This window comes from Martinezella dioscoreae (genome assembly GCF_009176305.1).
GTDB lineage: Bacteria > Pseudomonadota > Alphaproteobacteria > Rhizobiales > Rhizobiaceae > Rhizobium > Rhizobium dioscoreae.
On the sequence record NZ_BLAJ01000025.1, the window covers coordinates 1 to 19,771 of the forward strand.

Consider the following 19,771-nt stretch of genomic DNA (forward strand, 5'->3'; position numbering starts at 1 on the left):
ATCAATGGGCCGTGGGGCAATCTTTTCATCTCGGATATCTTCGCAGGTGGATTTTTTGACAATGCGACGGGCAATATTGCCATGTCCGGTTTCGCTGCCATCGGATACAGCCCCGTCGTCAAGTTCGGAGGATCCGGTGGTAGCAGCACTGGGTGGACTTACACGTCCCGCGGCTTTGCCGCGCGGACGCCAAATGGGGGATTCAAGCTCCATGGAGTGGTCACGTTCACAGGCAAAACCACAGGCGCGGCAGCCGGTTCTATCAATATCTCCGGATCCCCTTATGTTTGTGCCACGACCCCTGCCGGCGCGCCGGGCGCCAATACACCAAGCGTTCTGCTCAATGTATCAGGACTGACGAGTGGCATTGTCGCACAGATGCTTTCCGACAGCACCGTTACGCTGACTGAGTTCGAGCCAACTGGTCAAGCCGTGCTCACTGATGCTAATTTTACTGCCAGCTCCCAAATTCAGTTCGACGTTGAGTGCAATAATGCTCAATGACGGCGTGAGTAGCTCATATCACTCAATTGTCTACCATTTGGCTTCGTGCCATCGGACCTGATAGAGGACGAGACCGGCACCCTTGCCGCTCTTCGGGCAAATAGCAACAAAGATACAGGCCCACATGTTCAGGTTCGAACGTGGCTATAAGGTCAGCCGCTTTCGTGATCCCTGATGGCGGTGACCATGAGCCAGCCCAGCAGATAGCAAAGACTCAGGGACAGGAAAACGACCGTAACGTTCTTCAGCGCATAAGGCATCTCTGCCTCGTCAGGCATCTGCGGTGGAACAACGACCTCAAGATAGAGCTGTTGGCGGCGGGCATCGGCTCGGGCTGCTTCGAGCGCATCGAGCGCGGCAACGAGCGCCTTGTTGGAAAACTCCCTCATCAGGACGAGACTTTCGTAATCCGCAATTCTGGGCGCGACGGATTTGTCGGATCCGACCATTTTTGCTCGCTCATTCTCGATCTGCTGCTCCAGTGCCGCGACCTGGCTCGTCAGAAAGGGAATGGAGGTACTGTCCGGCGCAGTCTTGCGCGTCTCTGCAAGGCGTGCCCGCGTATTGGCGAGAGCGGACGTCAGATTGCTGATGAGATCGATCATCGACATGGAGCTGGCATTCGGATCGACCATCAGCTCCTTGTTTCTGAAGTTTGTTATGTTTCGTTGGGCATCAATGACCCGCTGCTGCGCCTGCTGCACCTCGCCATCGGCAAAGCGGACCGCATCGCCGCGGGCGCGATTGTTGAGCCGGTCGAGAAGATCGCCGCCAAGTGCCAGCAATGAGGTATTCATATCCGCGGCATCCTGAGCGTGAAAGGCTGTCGTCCGCAGGACGGTGATGCCTGTGGTGTCGTTGTGAATGACAGACACCCGGCTCGAATAATAATTAAAGAGCTGTTCCTCGCTGTTGTTTTCCCAGAAGCGGGGAAAGCGCGTCAGCCAATCCGCCTGAGGACTGCCGAAAATAGCACGTACGGGAAGCTTTTCGGCAAGTTCCTTCAGCGCCTGGCGGGAGCGGATATATTCCTGCACGGAAAAAGTATCGTCCTGCGAGCGCGTTATCCCGCTGTTCTGCAGCAGAGAGCCGAAGACATTGGAGGATGGCGGCGCGGCCATGCGGACGACGAAAGAGGATTCGGACACATAGATTGGAGCGGCGATGAATGCGTAATAGGCGCTGACCGCCAGGGTAGGGGCAATAACCGCCAGCAGATAAACGCTTAGACGGCCGTAACGCTTGCGACGCTTTCGGGCCTTTGCAGGTCCGGCAATCGAAGTTGCAATCATGCGGTGGAAAGACTGCCGGCGCTGATCTGCATCGACTTTCTTGTTTTGGGTCTCGGGGTTAATCAGAGCCATGATCATGCCCTTTCTGATGATCGTCTGTCGTTGCAGATCCGCGAGCGGACGTCACGGACGCTAATTGTCCGAGCCCGGCGCAATGAAGATTGAGCGGTTGCCCTTCGCCGGTATCGTTGACCGACCGTCCGATGGAGACGGGATAGCGACCAGGAGGGCTTCGGATGCATCAGGTATCGGCAAACGCGCGCGGAGGGTCGCAGTTCATTGACGGGTTGAAGATTCAGGGGCGCGTCCTTGGTGCGCTGATCATGCGCGAAATGCTCATACGCTACGGGCGGGAAAACATCGGCTTCCTGTGGCTTGCGCTGGAACCGATGATCCTGACCACGGGTGTCATGATCATGTGGACGCTGCTCAATCATGAGGCGCACGGATTGACCGTCGCGGCTTTCGTTTTGAGCGGCTACATGCCGCTGACGCTCTGGCGCCACATAACCGGTCACGCAGTTTCTTGTCTGCGTCAAAATCTGCCCTTGATGTACCATCGCCAAATCCGCCTGGCCGACGCCATAATCGCCCGTGCGCTTCTGGAGACTGCCGGCACGACTGCTGCGCTCATCGTCGTCTACACGGTTGCGCGTTTGGCAAACATTATTCCGCCCTATCAGAATCTCGGTCTGCTGTTGGCGGGCTGGCTGTTCATGGCCTGGCTCTCTTTCGGAGTGGCGCTCATCTTTGCCGCCGGTACGGAGCGGTTCGAGTTCATCGAGAAATTCATTCCACCGTTCCAATATCTGACGCTGCCGATCTGCGGCATGTTCTTCATGGTGGCCTGGCTTCCCAGTGGCGCCCAGAAGCTGGCGCTCTATGTCCCTCTCGTTCATTGCTTCGAGCTTTTTCGCGCCGGTGTCTTCGGCGATTCCGTGCAAACTTTCTATGACATCGATTATCTCGCGAAGTGCTGCCTGTTTACGACGGCTACGGGCCTCTTCCTGATCAACGTGGCACGTCATCACATCAAGTTCGAATGACGCCACGACGGTCGCGTTAACGTTGGGCATAGTTCGTCACCTGGTTCTGGAATTCCAAGGAGCGTAGCAGCATTTCGCGCAACTCCTTTCGGCTGGGCAGCGCATAGTGGCTGAGAAAGGTTTCGACAGATTCCGGCTCGCGACCGAGAATCCAGCGAAAGGCTGCGACGACATCATAGGAATCGATGGGATCGCCAAAGTGGCTATGGGCGGGGCTGCTGATTTTTGCGAAGAGATAGGGCAGCGCGCCATGCAGAATATCGAGGCTGAACCGATGAAGGTTCGGGTTGGTCAGCGCCGTTTTCGTGAAGGCGTCTATTAGGCCGGAATAGTTCGTGAGTGCGGAAACCGTATCGCTCGCACGCGGCAATCCGTCGAAGCCGCCATTCGCATGAAAGCGAACAGCGATCTCCTTCCAGACCTCCACGGAATAGTGCATCGGTGCGGGTCCGTAGAGTGCGGTGTCGTCGGAATAGAGATCTGACGGCGGTGCAAATATCCTGCTGTTTTCAATACGCTCCCGGCAAAAGTCGATAAGCATGCGAGAAATCGGATATCGTATCTGCCAGCGGCAAAAGTCGGTCATGTAGGTATTGCGGTCGATAAGCGTGCCGCGATAGTCGGTTGTGGGGGGCATATCGAGCAATATAACCTTTGTATCCGGCAGGTTTGCATTCAGGAACTCGCAGAATCTTTGTGCTGCCTCGATCACGAGCGTCCAGAAGTCGCAACTACCGAAGGGAATCACCTTGAAGATGCTGAAGGCTTCGCGTTGCAAATCGGGTCCCGCTTCCAAAAGTTCGTAGGGAACGGTGAGTAAGGTGCCCTCGTAGTCTAGGAGCGAGGCGCGCGTGGCGCGGCTGAAATCGATCACCAGCGTCATCGGCGCTGATGTCCTCAATCGATCACAAAAGCCTTTGTCGGCTTCGAACTGCAGCTTCTTTTGGATCGGTTCGGGCCACCCCTCGATGGCGGTGATGGACGCCTGCCTGTCGTTCATGAAGCTGGCGATGTTGATGCCGTAGCAGAAGAAGACGATCGTGCTGTCCGCAAATACGTATCGGACAAACTCCTCGCTAGGGCACGAGCCATAATAGGCGATACCACCCATATGATTGCCCCTTTTTGTTCAACAAGATCTTCATTCTCGATCCACGCTCAGGTGCTGAAGCCGCCGGTTGACGTCCTCGGCGCGATCTTCATGAACGGCGAATATGTTCGCTGCGGTGCCGGCCGGGAAGTTCGAGTTGAATTCCTCGGGTGTCGCCATTCGCATCAGCCGATGCTCGGACCTTGTCCAGATGTGGTAGCCGAAATCTGCGAGCTGGCGGTGGATCGCGCCTGGAGCGGTTTTGGAGACAATGGAGAGCATATCATAGTTGATCTCCATCAATAGAGAAGGCTTACATGTGGCGATGGTTCTTTGCGCCCCCTTCAGAAACAAGCCTTCCGCTCCCTGTATGTCGACTTTTATGACATCAGGCCGCAGATTGCCGATAACACGATCCAGTGTTTCGACCTTGGTCTTGCGATCGACCTTGACTTCCGCGCGGGCAGTAATCAGTCGCGTGGCTCCCGCGTTGACTGTTTCCCCCGCGTCATTAAGCGGTAACTCTCCCGGAGCATCCGCGAGAGCGAGCTGGTGAACGCTGACTCGGTCTCCAAGTCCGTTCTCCACGATCGATCGATTGAACAACTCGCAGAGCTTCGGTAGAGGCTCAAAGGCGAGAACCGTTCCTCTAAATGGGGAATGATGGGCTGCGACAGAGAGGGAATAGTACCCCACATTGCCGCCGACATCGATGAATTGCCCGTTATCGGGCACAATGGCTTTCACGAGCTCGATGTCGAACTTCTCATACTCACCGTTCATGATGCCGAAAGAAATGTGATATTGGCGAAGGTCCAGATACAATTTGAAATTGTAGGCGGTTTCAAAAAGGACGACGATCGATCTCGGCACGAAATTGTGAAACAGCAATTCGCTATGACGTTGGTGGAATTCGTTAGAAGTCAGAAAACGTTTGCGATGGGCGTCCAGCGGCAGATCGGTGATTTGCAGGAGATGATTGCCGATGACATTTCGCTCATCGTCGTTGATCGGGCGGCCGAGAATGAATTTGTAGCAATTCTCGATGTCGTAAAAGCTTGTCACGTCGCCGCTCCCGCGTCTTGCTGACGAACTTTGTTATTATGTTGCGCCAGCACCGCCGCCTCTCACTGCAAAATCGCCGAGGTAGGGAATCTCTCGATACGCCGCGAAGCGCGTTGAGCAGCATGGCGTCGTGGCGAAAAATCGGCCTCAATCAACGCCTCCAGATCATCGAAATGCGTATCCCACCCACTTGATGACCCGGGCTTCATTCGGCGTTGCGGAGAGGCTGCAATCATGTCCAGCGCGGCTCTCCAGCTCAGCCCGTCTAGGGGGTCCAGAAAGATGGCGGGCTGCCCGGCGGCAGCTTCGCGATGGGCGCTGATGTTGGAGGCGATGACCGGCGTGCCGAGCGCGATAGCCTCAGCGACCGGCATGCCATACCCCTCCGTGAAGGAAGGCGCGAGAAGGGCGGCCGCGCCAGCGACCAGCCGCGCCAAGGCGGCATCCTCCAGCCCCGGCACTTCCATGACGAGTCCGGGCAGGGCAGGGCATCGCTCCAGCATTGCCAGGATGTGGCTGTTTTCCCATCCCCTCTTGCCGACAATGACCAGCCGTGGCGCCTTCGGCCCGTCACGCTCGGCGAGATATTGCCAGAGGTGCAGCAACAGCATGTGGTTCTTGCGCGGTTCGATCGTTCCGAGCGTCACGAAATATGGCAGCTGTGGGCGCGGCATGTCCGATGATGGCGACAGGAAGCATTGTTCGACACCGGGAGGCAGCACGGCGATAGAGGGCAGTTTTCGATTGCTTTCCTGGGCAAAGGTGCGCAAGGCGCGTGCCGTTACCTGGGAGTTGCAAAGCACCAGCGACGCATGTTTCAGCACCGTCTCCATCCTGCGGCGATGCCGCTCCGGCTCCTCGGGTCTAACGAATTCCGGATGCGATAGCGGAATGAGATCATGGACGTAGAAGACGCCGTTTCTGCCGGCTTCTCGAAGCCAGGAGAAAGCCGATGTCCGCTCCAGCCGGCTGTGTGATACGTGGACGAAAGACGCCCTGTCCGGCAACGCCAGGCCATGAGCGAAATGATTGGCGACGGCATGCGCAATCTTGCGCAGCTTTTGCGTATGAGCCTCGCCTGCTTTTACTTCCGACGCCGACCGCCACCTGATCTTGCCATCGATGGCGGCGAAAATCCGTTCGAGAAGGGCGGACTGTGCGGGCGATATCTCCGTTGCTGCCCAGCGGCTGTTGAGCATGGAGACCAATTTGTCCGCCCGCTCGGACGGAACGGTGACGGCGCTGTTATGACCGGTTTCGACAAACCACGACGGTGGCGGAAACGCACCGAGATCGGTCAAGGCAGTCCGTTTGCGGCGCTCGTTCAACCAATTCGCATAATGAAGCTCATAGCGATCGATGCCGGTGGGCGTCGGGCAATGCGACCGTTCCATCAATCGCGAGATGTCCATAACGACCGGCTTCATCATTTTTTTCTCGCCTCGAGCATGTGGATGACCTGTGCCAGCCAGCGCCGCCGCGACGGATTGGGAGCGATGCCCTGGCGGGAACGATAGAGTTCGGCGACCACGTCTTCCGCCTCGCACGGAAGATTGGTGATGTTCGACCAGTATCGCGGATAGAGGATGAGTGTGCCGGCGACGAGGGCGTCGAGCGTTAAAGCGCGTTTTCGCCGCAACGAAACGACCGAATCCCGTGTGAGGCCCCAGCCGGCATAGAAGGGGAGACCGTGACACCATACCGGCTTTTCTCGCAGCAGGGCCTCGAACCCGATCTGCGATGTTGCGACGTGAACCTCGTCGACAACGCCGAGAAGATTGTCCAGATCGACATTGCCGATGACGAGATCGGCAGCTTCCGCCTCCGCCGGTGGCCATGGAGGCGGATGACGGCCAGCTGCCTTCGCCAGAAGATCGGGGTGTTGCTTGTAGATGATGAATGCCGCAGGTCTTGCGCGCCGGACGGCTTTGAGCAGTTCGATATCGGATGGATGACTTGCCATGCCGAACCGCAGCGAGGCATCGTTCGGCACCTGCCCGGCCACCAGAACGATATCGCGGCCTTCGGCCAGAGCACGATAATCCGGCGCCGGCTGCGGCGGCAGATTGTATTTGGTGATGCCCATCGAGACAATGGCCTGCCGCAAGCGCTTTGCGCGCGCAAGAAGCGCATCGTCGAAATTCGCCCCGTTCAGGATCGTCTCCAGCCGGCTTGGAGCTGAGGCATCGAAATAGATGCCTTGGTCGTCGAAGCAGAGCGAAGATGGGGGCACCAGCGAGCTGCCAAGGCCGGAGGAGCGAATGAAGCCATCTTCAACCCGAATGATCGGCAATCTCTTGCCCTGCTTCCACAAAATGGATTCATCGGGAGGAGTGGCGTTCCCCCAAAGGACGATGGTGTCCGCACTCTGAATCTCCGAGGCGCTCGGATTGGTGGCGAATTGCACCTGCGACCGGGGGCTGCTTAGATAGCGGCGCATGACCGCGCGTTTGTGAAGCGAAAAATTGACGCAAAGGTAACGGCCGGAGAGCGATCGGGCGCGCGTGCGCCATTCCAGCAGCCGTTCGACTGCCTGCTCTGCCGTGATCGGGCTGCGCGAGACGGGATCGACATAACGGGAATATTGAAAGAAAGCAGCAGCAGCAAACTCGTCTATGCTGACATGGCGTCCACGACGCGAGCGCGCCGTCGTTGCGACCGTGCCTACGGCGCGGTCCGCAGTCAGTCCCCAGCCGGCATAGGCGGGCATGCCGAAGGTAACGACGGGTATTTCCCGCAGAAGCGCTTCCAGCCCGAGTTGGCTTGATACGGTCCAGACCTCATCCACCATATCCAGCAGGGAATGCGTCGAGACAGGGCGGTCCACAAGCTGCACGCCTGCCGTTTGAGCGAGGGGTTGAAGAAAGCCTCGGGTCTGGCCTGCGATGACGTCGGGATGGCATTTGACGATGATATCGGCATTTTCCACGGCAAGAGCCGCCGTCCACATTCTTGCGAAAGTCGCGGCATCGGCACCGGCGCTTTCCACAGCGTGATTTCCCATCACCTCGTCTACAAGCAGGATCCGTCTGCGACGGCTCCGGCGAAGCGAAATGCTCTCGTCCCGCAGCTGATTGTCTTGGGATAACCGTTCGCGAATGATCCATCGCCGCAGGTCGCGGGCGCGTTGAATATCCGTGTCGGATGGCGCATTTTGAAGCAGCACCTCCAATCGGGAGGGCTGGCGGGCAGAAGAATGAATACCGAGATCGTCGGCGACGATGGAGACCGGCGATGTGGCGTCCTGACCGGTCGATTGCAGGAAGCCGCCCGCCACCGTCCAGAAGGGCAGACCTTGCACCTGCGCATAGAGGCGCGCCAGGCGGGCAAGCAGTCCGTCTCCCCAACTGACGACACCATCGGCGGCACCCATCGTCAATTCGATCGGCTTGAGCGAGGCGGAGAAGGCGGGGCCGATGAGAGGAAACCGTTGACGTGTCGGAAGGAAAGCGAGCAGGCGTGCGTTGATCGGGGGCAACCAGGACGGCTGCTCGTCTGCCTTGGTTGAGGACCGCGCCTCCTGAGGAAAGATCGTCGAATCTATGTGCATATAAGTCCCCCCAAAAGATGTTCGCTAAGAGCGATGGCTCGCGCCTGAACGAGACAGCCCGCGATGTCTGCTCACGGCTGGTTGCATGAGCGGAACCGCTTTGGGGGACATGAAACACAACGGTAACTGGAGGACATCTTCCGGTATCGAAAGTGGGAGGTTGCGCCGCCTACCCAGGAGAAATTTCAAGAGGCTTCGGCAAAACCGGCCGATGAACAGGTCTGGACGGCCATCCGAGGCAAGGTTACTGCCGATATGCTGCAAGATGCCTCCGAACTTTCCCATTCCGAATTCCTTGAACCAGCAATGAGGGTGAAACGGCTAATCGAATGGCAGTTATTGCCGCCACAATTCGGCCTCGCCATACGGATCGCGTCGCCAAAGTATTAATTGCGACAGAAGCCAAATTATTCTTGTTTCCGTATGTAAAAATTTCGAAAGCGCGGAAATATATTTGACTTTCAAAGGATATATGGGAATCTCTTGCAAAGTAAATTGCCATCGACATCGTCGTGCCCCTTGTTCGGAATGACGAGCCAAAACGATGGAAACCGGCTGACTACGGTTGCTTGATCGGAGCTCCGGAAGGGCAGCGGCGGAGTGGTCCTCACCATTCCAAGAGAGATTTGATGGTCCCAAATGAGCCGTATCGAGAATAACAAGGAATTCACTGATTTCGTTAGGCTGGTGAATGCACGCTCATCCGGCGCCGTTATAGGTCAACCGGTTTCCTGGCCGCGTTCTGTCGTGCAATGGGCTCGATCACAATTGCTGCTATTGCTGATCGTCGTCGTTCCCGGCTTACTCGGGGCGATTTATTACGGTTTCATCTGCTCCGATCAGTATGTTTCCGAAACGCAGTTCGTCGTGCGCAGCCCGAACAGGAATGCCGCTGGCCTGCTTAGCGGGTTCCTGCAGAGCACCGGATTCGTTCGCGCGCAGGATGACAGCTACATCGTCACCGAGTTCATCAAGTCTCGCGCCGCTGTCGACGCCTTGGTAAAGAGGGATGGTCTAATGGAAATCCTCTCTCGGCCCGAGGGAGATCTCCTCAGCCGCTACCCGCTGCCTTGGGCGGAAGCCAATAATGAAGAGTTGTATCGGCATTATCTTCGTTTCATCAATGTACACACCGACAGCGGCAGCGGCGTGACGACACTGGATGCACACGCATTTCGTGCCGAAGACGCCTATCGCCTGGCCAATGCCCTGGTTCAGCACGCGGAAGAACTCATCAACCGTCTTAATGATCGAGCGCGCGAAGATGCCATCCGTTACGCGCAGATCGAGGTGAACGACAGCCAGACAAGACTGTCCAACATGCAAAAAAGCCTGACGGAATTCCGCAATCGCGAAGCGCTTGTCGACCCAAGCAAGCAATCGTCTGCCGCCTTGGACATGATTGCCCGTCTTTCGGATGATCTGGCCGACAGCAAGGCGCGTCTTTCTGCGCTGCAAGAACAGGCGCCGCAAAGTCCGCAAGGGGAGGCGCTGAGCGCGCGCGTGGCGGCGATGGAACGGCAGATCAGCGATGAACGGGCACGTATCGTCGGGAGTGACGGCTCGATGGCACCTCGCATCGCGCAATATGAGCAGCTGCTGCTGGAGAGGGAAATGGCAGCGAAGATGCTGACATCGGCGACCGTTTCCCTGGAAAATGCCAGGATCGATGCGCAGCGGCAACAATTGTATCTGGAGCGAATCGCCGATCCGAATTTGCCCGATCATGCGCTCTACCCGAAGCGCCTCGGTTCGTTTCTGATGCTGCTTGCGGTTTGTTTTGCGACCTTCTGGATCGTGCGCTTCTTCATGATCCAGGTACACGAGCACGCGGCTCAGCAATGACCGGTCTCCCTTCCAGTCTCACGCAAATAGCCTCCCCGGGGACGCCGGCGCCGAAGAGCGAAATACCCTGGCATGAAGATGGCATTGTCGGCGTGTTCGATCTCGTCAAGGAATATGAGGTGCATGGCCGGATGCGCCGCGTGGTCGACGGCGTGACATTCAAGATTGGCCGCGGTGAAAAGATCGCTGTCCTTGGACACAATGGGGCTGGCAAGTCAACGCTCGTGCGCATGATCGCAGGGATAGAGGAGCCGACGTCGGGCAAGGTCGTGCGCAACATGTCGATGTCGTGGCCCATTGCCTTGAGCGGTGGCTTCGGCGGTTCGATGACTGGCTACGACTGCATGCGCTTCCTGTCGCGCATCTATGACAAGCCGTTCGATGAAATTCGCGATGTGGTAGAGGATTTCAGTGAGCTTGGCCGCTATCTGCGCATGCCTCTCAGGACCTATTCCTCAGGCATGCGAGCGCGGCTCGCCTTCGGCATGTCGCTTGCCATCGATTTCGATTGCTATCTCATCGACGAGGTATTGGCGGTTGGCGATAAACGCTTCCAACTCCGCTGTTTTGAGGAGCTTTTCGTTAAACGCAAGGATCGCTCGATGATCATTGTGGGACATAATCTCAATGTGATCGGCGAGCTGTGCAAGTCGGCGCTCGTGTTGAAGAATGGCCGCGGCCGCGTTTTCGACGACATCGAAGCGGCATTTCGCATTTACTCCACATTGTAAGCCGGCCGATGGTTGGTTGTGTGGATCGGCAACAGTAGTGCACGCCATGTTTGCAAATTGACACAATATCGAGCGGCGGAATGCACCGCGTTTAAGCGCTTGCCGGGGCCTAGTCGTATATAGATAGCGGCATTCCGGGCGCTGACGCAGGCTCCCAGCTAAACCTCATCATGTATTAGAATAATTGAAATGAATGTAGCGGGCAGATTGTTTTAGCTGCAAGCCAGCGTGGCCGCTTGGCTACTCCATTTTACCAGCCGACCTTGTGCACGCAACAAACTTCCGACAATTCGATCGAGGTAAATTAGTAACTACTTCTGCAACCTGTGCCCGTAGACATGTCGAATATATTTGCCGAGAGCGATTATTTTGTCCGATATCGTCGCTCGGGATTTTCAACCTGTGGCCGCGCTACGAAGAGGTAGGAATCTGTATAACATCGTCACTATCTGTACTGTCGCGCTAAAATTCATCGTGCTAATTTAATTATAAGTAATGCAACTTGCGATGAATGGAATTGCTTCTCGAAGTGGGCGCGAGAGCAAAGGAATGGAGTCGTCAAAACGAACGCTAGAAAAAAGTAGCCTAGATAGAAATCACGTGTTAGCGATGGCTAATATGCAACCTGAGATTTTGAGTAGGATTAGCGGATGGCGATGTTGGAAAGAGTTGTCGAGCAATGCGTTGGCACTTTCGAGGTGTATTCCCGGGATGCAATTATTCGCAACCTTGACATGCTTGAACCAAACTGGAAATGGGCGGTTCCTTCGGAAACCTCAGGCGATTATTCCTTCAAATTCAGCAAGCAACCGCTTCAGTCGGCCTCAATCATAAGCGCCGAGCATTCGGCCGGCCTCGAGGGGACCGCGAAGCAGGACTTGCCGCGCGTCAGCATCGTATTTGTTCTCGCGGGGGAAATAGAGATCAATCACCGGCGAATGCGCAAGTCCTTGCGCATTCCTGCCAATTATGTCGCCAGCATCAGCGATCGGGCGGGCAAGCGGCTGGAGATCAAGCCGCGCAGTTCCTGGCTGCTGTTTCAGATCCCGGAATCCGTAATCCGCCAGCATTTCGAGGAGCTGACCGGCAAGCCCTATGTGCAGGAATTTGCGCTGGCACCGGTGAGCTTCCGTCAAGGCGGCGCGCAAGGGCTCTATCAAACGCTGCGCCAGGCCGAGAAGGATTTGACGACCGCTCGCCAGACCGAACGGATGATGCTCGCCAAGGCTTACAGCGAGCTCCTGCTGGTCAAGCTGTTTGCCAAGCTGCCGCACAATCTGTCCGATGCCTTCAATCGCGGCACGCTTGAAAACGCGCCACGGCAGCTCCTGAGGGCGGAGGCGTTCATGCGCGACAATCTGCACAACGCCATCATGCTGGAGGATCTCGCGAACGCCGCGAGCTGCAGCCCGCGAGCGCTGCAACGCATGTTCAAGACCTACCGTGGCGATACGCCCATGGGAATCCTCTGCAACTACCGGCTGGCTGCGGCGCATGGCGCCATCAAGGGTGGTCAGGCCGAAAGCATCACCGATCTCGCCATGAGCCTGCAATTCTCCAATCCCGGGCGATTCTCCGTGCTCTACAAGCACGCTTATGGCTCCAGTCCTTCGTCGATCCTTCGTTTTACCCGGGAGCGCAGCGACGATGCCGGAACGGCCTAGCCTGCCTCGCGCGAGAATACCTCGCCAAAACTGCCTCCATGCCATTCAGGATCGTCGATGCCGTTGAAGTTCGGATTATTGTGCGTTCTCGCCTGCGTTCTTACGGGCTGTGGACTACCGGAGGCCGGCCCCAAGGCCTCCCGCATATTGGAGGAAGCGGCCGCGCGCGCTATGCCACCATTCGCGGTTGTCGATGTGACGTCGACGGCGATGGTCAAGAGTGTCGCTCGACCGGTAGCCAGCTTCGCGGCATATTTCGGTGAGGGCGCACGAGATCCCGGCCTCAGGATCGCGGTTGGTGATGTCGTTTCCGTCAGCCTTTGGGAAGCGCCTCCCGGCAGCTTGTTCGGAATGGCGTCGAGCGCTTCGGGACAGCAACAGGCGACGGGTAGTTCAGTGACGATCCCGCCGCAAACCATCAACAGCGATGGCACCATCAGTATTCCCTATGTGGGCCGGATCACGGCTGCTGGCCGCACTCCGGCGTCGGTCGAAAAGGCGGTAGTTTCCGGTCTGATGGGCAAGGCGGTGCAGCCACAGGCGTTGGTGACCGTCCAACAAAGCTCGTCGAACACAGTCACGGTTACAGGCGAGGTGGCCGGCGGTGCGCGCGTCGCGCTTTCGCCCGCCGGCAGCCGAGTACTCGATGCTATTGCCGCCGCGGGAGGATTGCGCGCCGGCGTCAACGACAGCGTCGTCTATCTGACGCGAGGCGGGCGAACAATGCATCTGCCCTTTACCGCGATTGTTCAAAATCCGCGCGAAAACGTGAGATTGCGGCCCGAAGACGTCGTCACTGTCGTGCGCGAGCCGACTACTTACACGATTCTTGGCGCATCAGGTCAGAATGGCGAAGTCCCCTTCAGCGTTCAGCATTTGACCATGGCGAATGCCGTTGCGCGTGCGGGAGGCTTGCAGGATACCCGCGCCGACGCGTCGGGCGTCTTCCTCTTCCGCTACGAGCCGCTTGAGGTTGCCCGCCGCATCGTTGCACCGAGCAATCCGTTGCTGCGCCGTGGTGGACCTGTCCCGATCGTCTATCGGTTCAATCTGAAAAACGGATCGACGCTGCTTGCGATGCAGAACTTCGAGGTTCAGCCGCGGGATATAATTTATATCTCCAATGCCTCGTCGATCGATATCCAGAAGTTCATGGGCCTCTTCCAGGGGGTTACCGGAACGGCTCTATCGGCAGCATCGGTCGGGATCTCCGCGTCGGCAGCAAACTGAAGACGACTGAGCAGGGCGGGGACAGGCCGGAGGCGGTTAAGCTCGCCGGATTCGAGGGAGTTTCCTGATGTTGCCCGACCTGCGGAATGCGTTACGGGCATGCAGGAACGAGAGAGGTACAATGAGTTCTTCGGCACTGCTACATCTTCATGAATTGATGGCGTTCGATCGCCATCAGGCCGAAACGGCCATCTTGCAGCGCGTGAACAGCGCCTACCTCGGAAACCACACGGCTTTGGTGCGCGTGCTTGGCCGCTACAAGCTTTATGTAGACACCCGAGACAGAGGTTTCGGATCACATGTTCTTCTGGACGGTTTTTGGGAGATCTGGCTGACATTGTTTTGCGCGCGCAACGTCAAGCGCGGTATGACAGCGATCGATGTCGGTGCGAATTTTGGTTACTACTCCCTTCTGCTTGCCGAGCTCGTCGGCACAAGGGGCGAATTGATCGCCGTCGAGCCCAATCCCCACGCCGCCGATTTCCTGCGTCGCAGCGTCGAGCTCAACGGGCTGCTCGGACGGACGCGGATCGAAACATCAGCGCTTGGTGCAACGATATCGGATGAAGCCTCCTTATATGTACCCCATAACGAGCCGAAGAATGCGCTGATCGTTTCGGAGTTGTTTCAACCTCGCCCACAGGACGGTGTCGTCATCAAGGTCCCCTTGACGACCCTCGACGAGATGAGCGCCTCCTGCTCGCGCGTCGACTTCATCAAGATCGACGCGGAGGGGGCGGAGGAGGTCATACTCGAAGGAATGGCCGAGACCATTGCCCGCCATAAACCGATGCTTGTGGTCGAATTCAATCCTGCCCGCTATGCCGACGCATCCGGTTTTCTCGAACGGCTAGCCGGCATCTACGGGGCAATGCGGCGCCTCGATTTCAGCGGCGAAGCGGTTCCCATCACCAGCGAAGACCTGCTTTCGAAATACGGGGCCGACGATTCGCTACTCGTCCTGTCGCGTGACAAGCCGGCTTGAGAGTGACGAGGGATTTCCAGATGCTGAAGGAGAGATCGGAGTGAGCCAGACGATCCTTTACGACGGTCTCAATCTTTCTCTGCAAAAGGGCACAGGTGTTGCGACCTACACCCGCAGCCTGCTCTCGGCTTCGCGTTCGCTTGGTTATCAGACCGGGGTTGTCTACGGAATTCCGGGGAGGGTTCCGAAAGACCCGGTATTGCGGGAGGTTGTTCTCTTTGATGCATCCGGCGCCCGCCCGCGCGGAGCATTATCCGAAGCTCGGCATTGGCTGCGCCGTCGCATTGCCGCGCCCTTCGGTGTGAGACCGGTTCCGATCCCACTCGGCGGGACGGTTATTCTTAAATCTCTTCAGGCGCAACTCGGCGATGCGGCCCTGGCCTATGCTTCCAGCGACTTGTTCCATCTCGCGCGCCATCATTTCAAGCGCTACGGCAATAATCTCACAATGAAGTTCGAGGCTCGGCCGGATCTTCTCCATTGCACCTATCCGATGCCGATCGCGGTTAGGAAGGCGCTGAATATCTATACGATCCATGACCTGGTGCCCTTGCGGCTGCCCTATCTGACCGAGGACGACAAGCGCTATCACTACAAGATGCTGCGCTCCCTGGTCCGGCGAGCGGATCATATCGTGACGGTATCCGAAACGTCGCGGGCCGATATTATCAAGGTTCTTGGTGCCGATGAGGCGCGCGTCAGCAATACCTATCAGGCCGTTCACGTGCCGGACCGACTTCGCGAGAAACCGGTCGATGTGGTTGCGGATGAAGTCGCCGGCATCTTCCATCTCGATTGGAAGGGCTATTTCCTTTTCTTCGGCGCTTTCGAGCCGAAGAAGAACATTTCACGGCTGATCGAGGCCTATCTCGCCGCAAAAACATCCAAGCCGCTTATCATCGTCGGTGCTCCGGGATGGAAAGGCGAGGAAACGCGGCAGCTCATCGATGATGACCGGTTTCGCTTCTATCTTCGCGCGGAAGACCGCATCTTGCCGCAACGGCAGATCCAGCGCTTCGATTTCGTATCCTATCCCTTGCTGATCAGCCTGATCAGGGGAGCGCGGGCGGTGCTGTTTCCGTCGCTTTATGAAGGTTTCGGCCTGCCGGTGCTGGAATCCATGCAGCTTGGAACGCCGGTCCTGAGCTCCACGGAGGGATCGATCCCCGAAATAGCCGGAGATGCCGCGCTGCTGGTCGATCCTTATGACACGGAGGAGATGCGCAAGGCGATCGTCAGTCTGGATCAGGATGACGGGCTGTGCGCCTCGTTTGCCAAGTCCGGCCCCAGGCAGGCCGCCCGTTTTTCCACGGATCGATATCAACAGAAGGTGAGCGCGCTTTATGACAGCCTCTTCAACGGATAACCGCAGAAAGAGCGGATCATGACCATCCTCTTTGCATTCGGGATGCCGGGCGTCATGTCCTCGTGGGGTGTTGCCGCGGTGCACGCCCTGGCCCGCGAAGCCTTCGGCGATTACGCGATCATCGCAACCGACACGGTGGAGGACCTCAAGCAGCATGTCGTAGCGCGATCCGGCATGCATGCGGTTCTCGTCTCGCAATTTCCGGAAGCCAGGCTTTCGGAGTTAATCCTCAGGGTCAATGTGCCGTTTCTGTTGTTTCTTGAGGATCCGCTCGACGCGGTCTCATATCTGGCTCGAGCGACCGAGCAGCGGGATATCGGCTTGGTCAGGGCCGTCTCGGCCAGCCTTGCCTGCCTCGAGCCCCTGGCGGGGGCTTCCGGAGGGCTGGTCTTGCGTCGCAACGACATCGGTCAAAAGGGCAGCATAGATCTGCTTTTGAAGACGATAGACCGGCATTTCAGTACTGATCTCAAATTTGAGCAAATCGCGAATGCGCTGCTGCATGTCGGAATGGCGCCTGCCGGACAGCCGTCGCATGCCGAGCCGCCGAAACTGGAGGAGGCTGCGGCGGCGGTGATCGCGGGATATCTGATGCCGCAGGAGGCTGTCCCGGAGGTTAGCGAGGCACTGCGCGAGACGGCAAGGAAGGTTCTTCGCCCTCTGGAATTCGACCGCCGGAAAAACTCAAGCGCCACGATTTTCTGGCCGCAAGAGACATTTCTGTCAGGCGACAGCCTGGGGCAGACGCTGGACGATCTTGTCGACCTCACCGGAGGAGCCCGGTGCCTCATCTATGGCCCCTATCTTCACTTGCCGCCAGGCCGCTGGAATGCGAAATTTGCCTTCGATGTCGACGAAGATTGTCAGGGGCAGATCCTCACCCTGGAGGTACATGCTGCCGAATTGCTAGGGAGGCTGCGTGTCTGCCCGGAAGGCACTGGCTCTTTCGAGGCGGCGGTGCCGGTCAATATTGTTGACCCACGTACGCCGATCGAAATTCGGCTGATGATGGACAGCGGTGCCATTGAAGGGCGGCTTTCCGCCTGGAGCGTGGAATGGCTGCGAGCGGCTTGATAGCCGGCTTGCGGATTGGCTTTGACGACCGCGGGTGAGCAACGGCTTTCGACTCGTTGATGCGTCATCGGTAGCGGATTCCGTTTTCCGCGCATTATTTTGTTACCCAATATTTCCAGCGCCGGGAATTTTGTAAACGAACGTTTCTCGGTCAGATTTTTCCGTATTGGCGCCGCAAAACCCTTCTTTTCAGGCAATCCATAGTTTGTATAAGAATTGAGAAACGGAATGAATCCTATGAACGCGAATGCCGCACCCGATGTTCTGATAGTCGATGACGACCACGAAATACGCTCCCTCCTAAGCAGATACCTCGAGGAGCAGGGTTTCCGCGTATCGACAGCAAGCGATCTGCGCGGATGCAACGATGCGCTCAACCGACGTCATCCCGATCTCCTCGTCCTGGATGTCATGCTTCCCGATGGCTCTGGCCTCGATCTTTGCCGCGATCTGCGAAATCGCCGTCCTCGGGTGCCGGTCATTCTCCTGACCGCCCTGAAAGAAGATATAGATCGCATTCTCGGTCTCGAGATCGGCGCCGACGACTACCTCGGCAAGCCGTTCAATCCGCGCGAACTGGCCGCGCGCATCCGTGCGGTCCTGCGCCGCACGAACGAGGATTCCTCATTGGAGCCCGAGCAGAGGCGCTATCAGTTCGCGAACATGATGCTTGATCCGCAGCTTCGTCGGGTCAGCAGAGAGAGCGGCGAGGTGATTTCGTTGACGGGCGCCGAATTCGACCTTCTGAAGGCATTCCTGGAACGTGCTGGCCGGCTCCTGTCGCGTGATCAGCTGCTCGACCTGACGCAGGGACGTGATCGCGATCCGGCCGATCGCTCCATCGACGTCCTGATGAGCCGGTTGCGCCGCAAGCTTGGAGAAACGGTAGAAGAGCCCATCTTCAGGACGATCCGCAATGGAGGCTATCAGCTCGTCGTTCCGGTAACGGCCATCAAAGGCGATTCATGAGGTCGCTCGGCGCGCGCTTAGCGCTACTTTTGATGACCGCCATCGTTCTGGTCGTCATTTCCTCGTCTTTCGTAGCAAGCCTTGTCATGCGCGGACCGCGGCCGGACATGACGATCGAACGGATGGCCCACCAGCTTTCCATTCTTGCCACGTTCGCAGAGAAAGACAGAACCACCGCAGCATCGGCGGGATTGGTCGTTACCTCCGGACCCGCTGAAGGCCAACGCGACGAGGAGCTGTCGCGCTTCCTAATGGAAGCCCTGCTTCGAATATCCGGCATGCGCGAGGCCGTCATAGTACGCCAGTCGACGGGCGAGATGATCGCGTCGCTGAAGCTTTCCGACGGGAACTGGCTGATCATGCCGATGCCGGACCATGGCCCGCCGCCGGGCGGGTGGAAAATCCTTGTGGGATGGCTCGGTCTTATCATCATCGGCAGCGTGCTCGTCTCCATCTTTGCCGCCTCGAAGATCATGAAGCCGCTGCGTCTGCTGGAGGAGGCGGCGGCGGCGATCAATCCCGACGGTACCCTGCCGCATATAGCGGAAAGCGGACCGGGAGAAATCCGCGCGACCGCGCAGGCCCTCAATGGCCTGTCAGCACGGGTGAAGGCCGCCACGGAAAGCCGTATGCGGCTCGTTGCCGCCGCCGGACACGATCTGCGGACGCCGATGACCCGGATGCGCCTGCGGGCCGAGTTCATCCAGGATGATGAAGAGCGGCGTAAGTGGTTTGCTGATCTCGAGGAGCTCGACAGGATCGCCGACAGCGCGATAGGGCTGGTTCGGGAAGAAATTTCCAAGGACAGTCTGGAGCAGGTCAGGCTCGACAAGATCGTTGGCGATATCGTCACCGAGTTGAAAGCGATCGATATGAACGTCACGAGCGGCGAACTGGAGCAGGCAACGATCAGCGCAGGCCCTCTCGCCGTCACCCGAGCCTTGCGGAATCTGCTCATCAATGCGGCAACGCACGGCCAGTCGGCGACGGTGACGGTGACGCATCTTGGCAATAGAGCCGTTGTGCGAATTGTCGATACCGGGCCTGGTATTCCAGAGGATCGGCTCAATCAGGTGTTCGAACCCTTCTTCCGGATCGACATTGCAAGGCAAAGGTCTTTTCCGGGAGCAGGCCTTGGCATGGCCATTGCGCGTGAAATCGTTACCCGATTCGGGGGGGAAATCACGGTCCGTAACCGTCAGCCGCGTGGATTGGAGCAGGTCGTGTCGTTCAAGAGCGCCGGGGCCAAAGTCGCAAGCTAGAGCAATTCCAGGAAAAGTGCGAAGCGGTTTTCCGTCCGGAATTGCGTGAACCAAAGAGATAGAGCGGTTCAGAGATTCCGTGAAGAGCTGAACCGCTC

General features: G+C 57.8%; 16 protein-coding genes. 11 read left to right on the forward strand and 5 right to left on the reverse strand.

The window, feature by feature from the left end; translation table 11 throughout:
• Positions 1–504 (forward strand): hypothetical protein (locus tag GDN47_RS32205; protein ID WP_210386788.1); only part of this gene is annotated, 504 nt, incomplete at its 5' end.
• 152 nt (positions 505–656) lie between these two features.
• On the opposite strand, the gene GDN47_RS31205 is transcribed toward GDN47_RS32205, so the two are convergent.
• Positions 657–1,868: a KpsE/RkpR family capsule polysaccharide export protein gene (locus tag GDN47_RS31205; RefSeq protein WP_173002613.1), complete on the reverse strand. Its 1,212-nt coding sequence runs from the start codon at positions 1,866–1,868 to the stop codon at positions 657–659.
• Between the two features lie 164 nt (positions 1,869–2,032).
• Here GDN47_RS31205 and GDN47_RS31210 point away from each other — a divergent pair, with 164 nt between their 5' ends.
• Positions 2,033–2,842 (forward strand): ABC transporter permease, encoded by an 810-nt coding sequence (locus GDN47_RS31210; RefSeq protein ID WP_113332682.1) that lies wholly within the window; start codon positions 2,033–2,035, stop codon positions 2,840–2,842.
• Positions 2,843–2,858: 16 nt separating this feature from the next.
• On the opposite strand, the gene GDN47_RS31215 is transcribed toward GDN47_RS31210, so the two are convergent.
• From GDN47_RS31215 to GDN47_RS31230, 4 genes are all read right to left on the reverse strand, one after another.
• Positions 2,859–3,953, reverse strand: coding sequence for a DUF6270 domain-containing protein (locus GDN47_RS31215; RefSeq protein ID WP_113332681.1), 1,095 nt, complete (start codon positions 3,951–3,953; stop codon positions 2,859–2,861).
• 30 nt (positions 3,954–3,983) lie between these two features.
• Positions 3,984–4,997 carry an FkbM family methyltransferase gene (locus GDN47_RS31220; RefSeq protein ID WP_113332680.1) on the reverse strand — a complete coding sequence of 338 codons (1,014 nt, stop codon included), beginning with the start codon at positions 4,995–4,997 and terminating at the stop codon, positions 3,984–3,986.
• Positions 4,998–5,059: 62 nt separating this feature from the next.
• On the reverse strand, positions 5,060–6,427 hold the full coding sequence (locus GDN47_RS31225) for a glycosyltransferase family 4 protein (protein WP_233790222.1): 1,368 nt from the start codon (positions 6,425–6,427) through the stop codon (positions 5,060–5,062).
• A complete protein-coding gene (locus tag GDN47_RS31230; RefSeq protein WP_152095010.1) occupies positions 6,424–8,547 on the reverse strand; it encodes a capsule polysaccharide biogenesis protein in 2,124 nt (707 codons plus the stop codon). Before GDN47_RS31230 ends, GDN47_RS31225 begins: the two co-directional genes overlap by 4 nt.
• Positions 8,548–9,186: 639 nt before the next feature.
• Between GDN47_RS31230 and GDN47_RS31240 the strand changes: the two genes are divergently transcribed.
• The 9 genes from GDN47_RS31240 to GDN47_RS31280 all read left to right on the forward strand — a co-directional run bounded on the left by GDN47_RS31240 (position 9,187) and on the right by GDN47_RS31280 (position 19,673).
• The gene (locus GDN47_RS31240; RefSeq protein WP_152095012.1) at positions 9,187–10,392 is read left to right on the forward strand and encodes a KpsE/RkpR family capsule polysaccharide export protein; all 1,206 of its coding nucleotides are present in this window, start codon (positions 9,187–9,189) and stop codon (positions 10,390–10,392) included.
• Complete coding sequence (locus tag GDN47_RS31245; RefSeq protein WP_152095013.1) at positions 10,389–11,123, forward strand: ABC transporter ATP-binding protein; 735 nt, start codon at positions 10,389–10,391, stop codon at positions 11,121–11,123. The genes GDN47_RS31240 and GDN47_RS31245 overlap by 4 nt, the downstream gene beginning before the upstream one ends.
• A gap of 734 nt (positions 11,124–11,857) precedes the next feature.
• Positions 11,858–12,787: a helix-turn-helix transcriptional regulator gene (locus GDN47_RS31250; protein WP_229002144.1), complete on the forward strand. Its 930-nt coding sequence runs from the start codon at positions 11,858–11,860 to the stop codon at positions 12,785–12,787.
• A gap of 57 nt (positions 12,788–12,844) precedes the next feature.
• Positions 12,845–14,017, forward strand: a complete 1,173-nt coding sequence (locus tag GDN47_RS31255) for a polysaccharide biosynthesis/export family protein (RefSeq protein WP_113332675.1) — start codon at positions 12,845–12,847, stop codon at positions 14,015–14,017.
• 121 nt (positions 14,018–14,138) lie between these two features.
• The gene (locus tag GDN47_RS31260; RefSeq protein ID WP_233788768.1) at positions 14,139–15,002 is read left to right on the forward strand and encodes an FkbM family methyltransferase; all 864 of its coding nucleotides are present in this window, start codon (positions 14,139–14,141) and stop codon (positions 15,000–15,002) included.
• A gap of 40 nt (positions 15,003–15,042) precedes the next feature.
• Positions 15,043–16,368: a glycosyltransferase family 4 protein gene (locus tag GDN47_RS31265; RefSeq protein WP_113332673.1), complete on the forward strand. Its 1,326-nt coding sequence runs from the start codon at positions 15,043–15,045 to the stop codon at positions 16,366–16,368.
• A gap of 18 nt (positions 16,369–16,386) precedes the next feature.
• Positions 16,387–17,442, forward strand: coding sequence for a hypothetical protein (locus GDN47_RS31270; RefSeq protein ID WP_152095014.1), 1,056 nt, complete (start codon positions 16,387–16,389; stop codon positions 17,440–17,442).
• Positions 17,443–17,679: 237 nt separating this feature from the next.
• Positions 17,680–18,411 (forward strand): response regulator, encoded by a 732-nt coding sequence (locus tag GDN47_RS31275; protein ID WP_113332757.1) that lies wholly within the window; start codon positions 17,680–17,682, stop codon positions 18,409–18,411.
• Positions 18,408–19,673 carry an ATP-binding protein gene (locus tag GDN47_RS31280; RefSeq protein WP_113351153.1) on the forward strand — a complete coding sequence of 422 codons (1,266 nt, stop codon included), beginning with the start codon at positions 18,408–18,410 and terminating at the stop codon, positions 19,671–19,673. The genes GDN47_RS31275 and GDN47_RS31280 overlap by 4 nt, the downstream gene beginning before the upstream one ends.
• Positions 19,674–19,771: the final 98 nt, after the last annotated feature.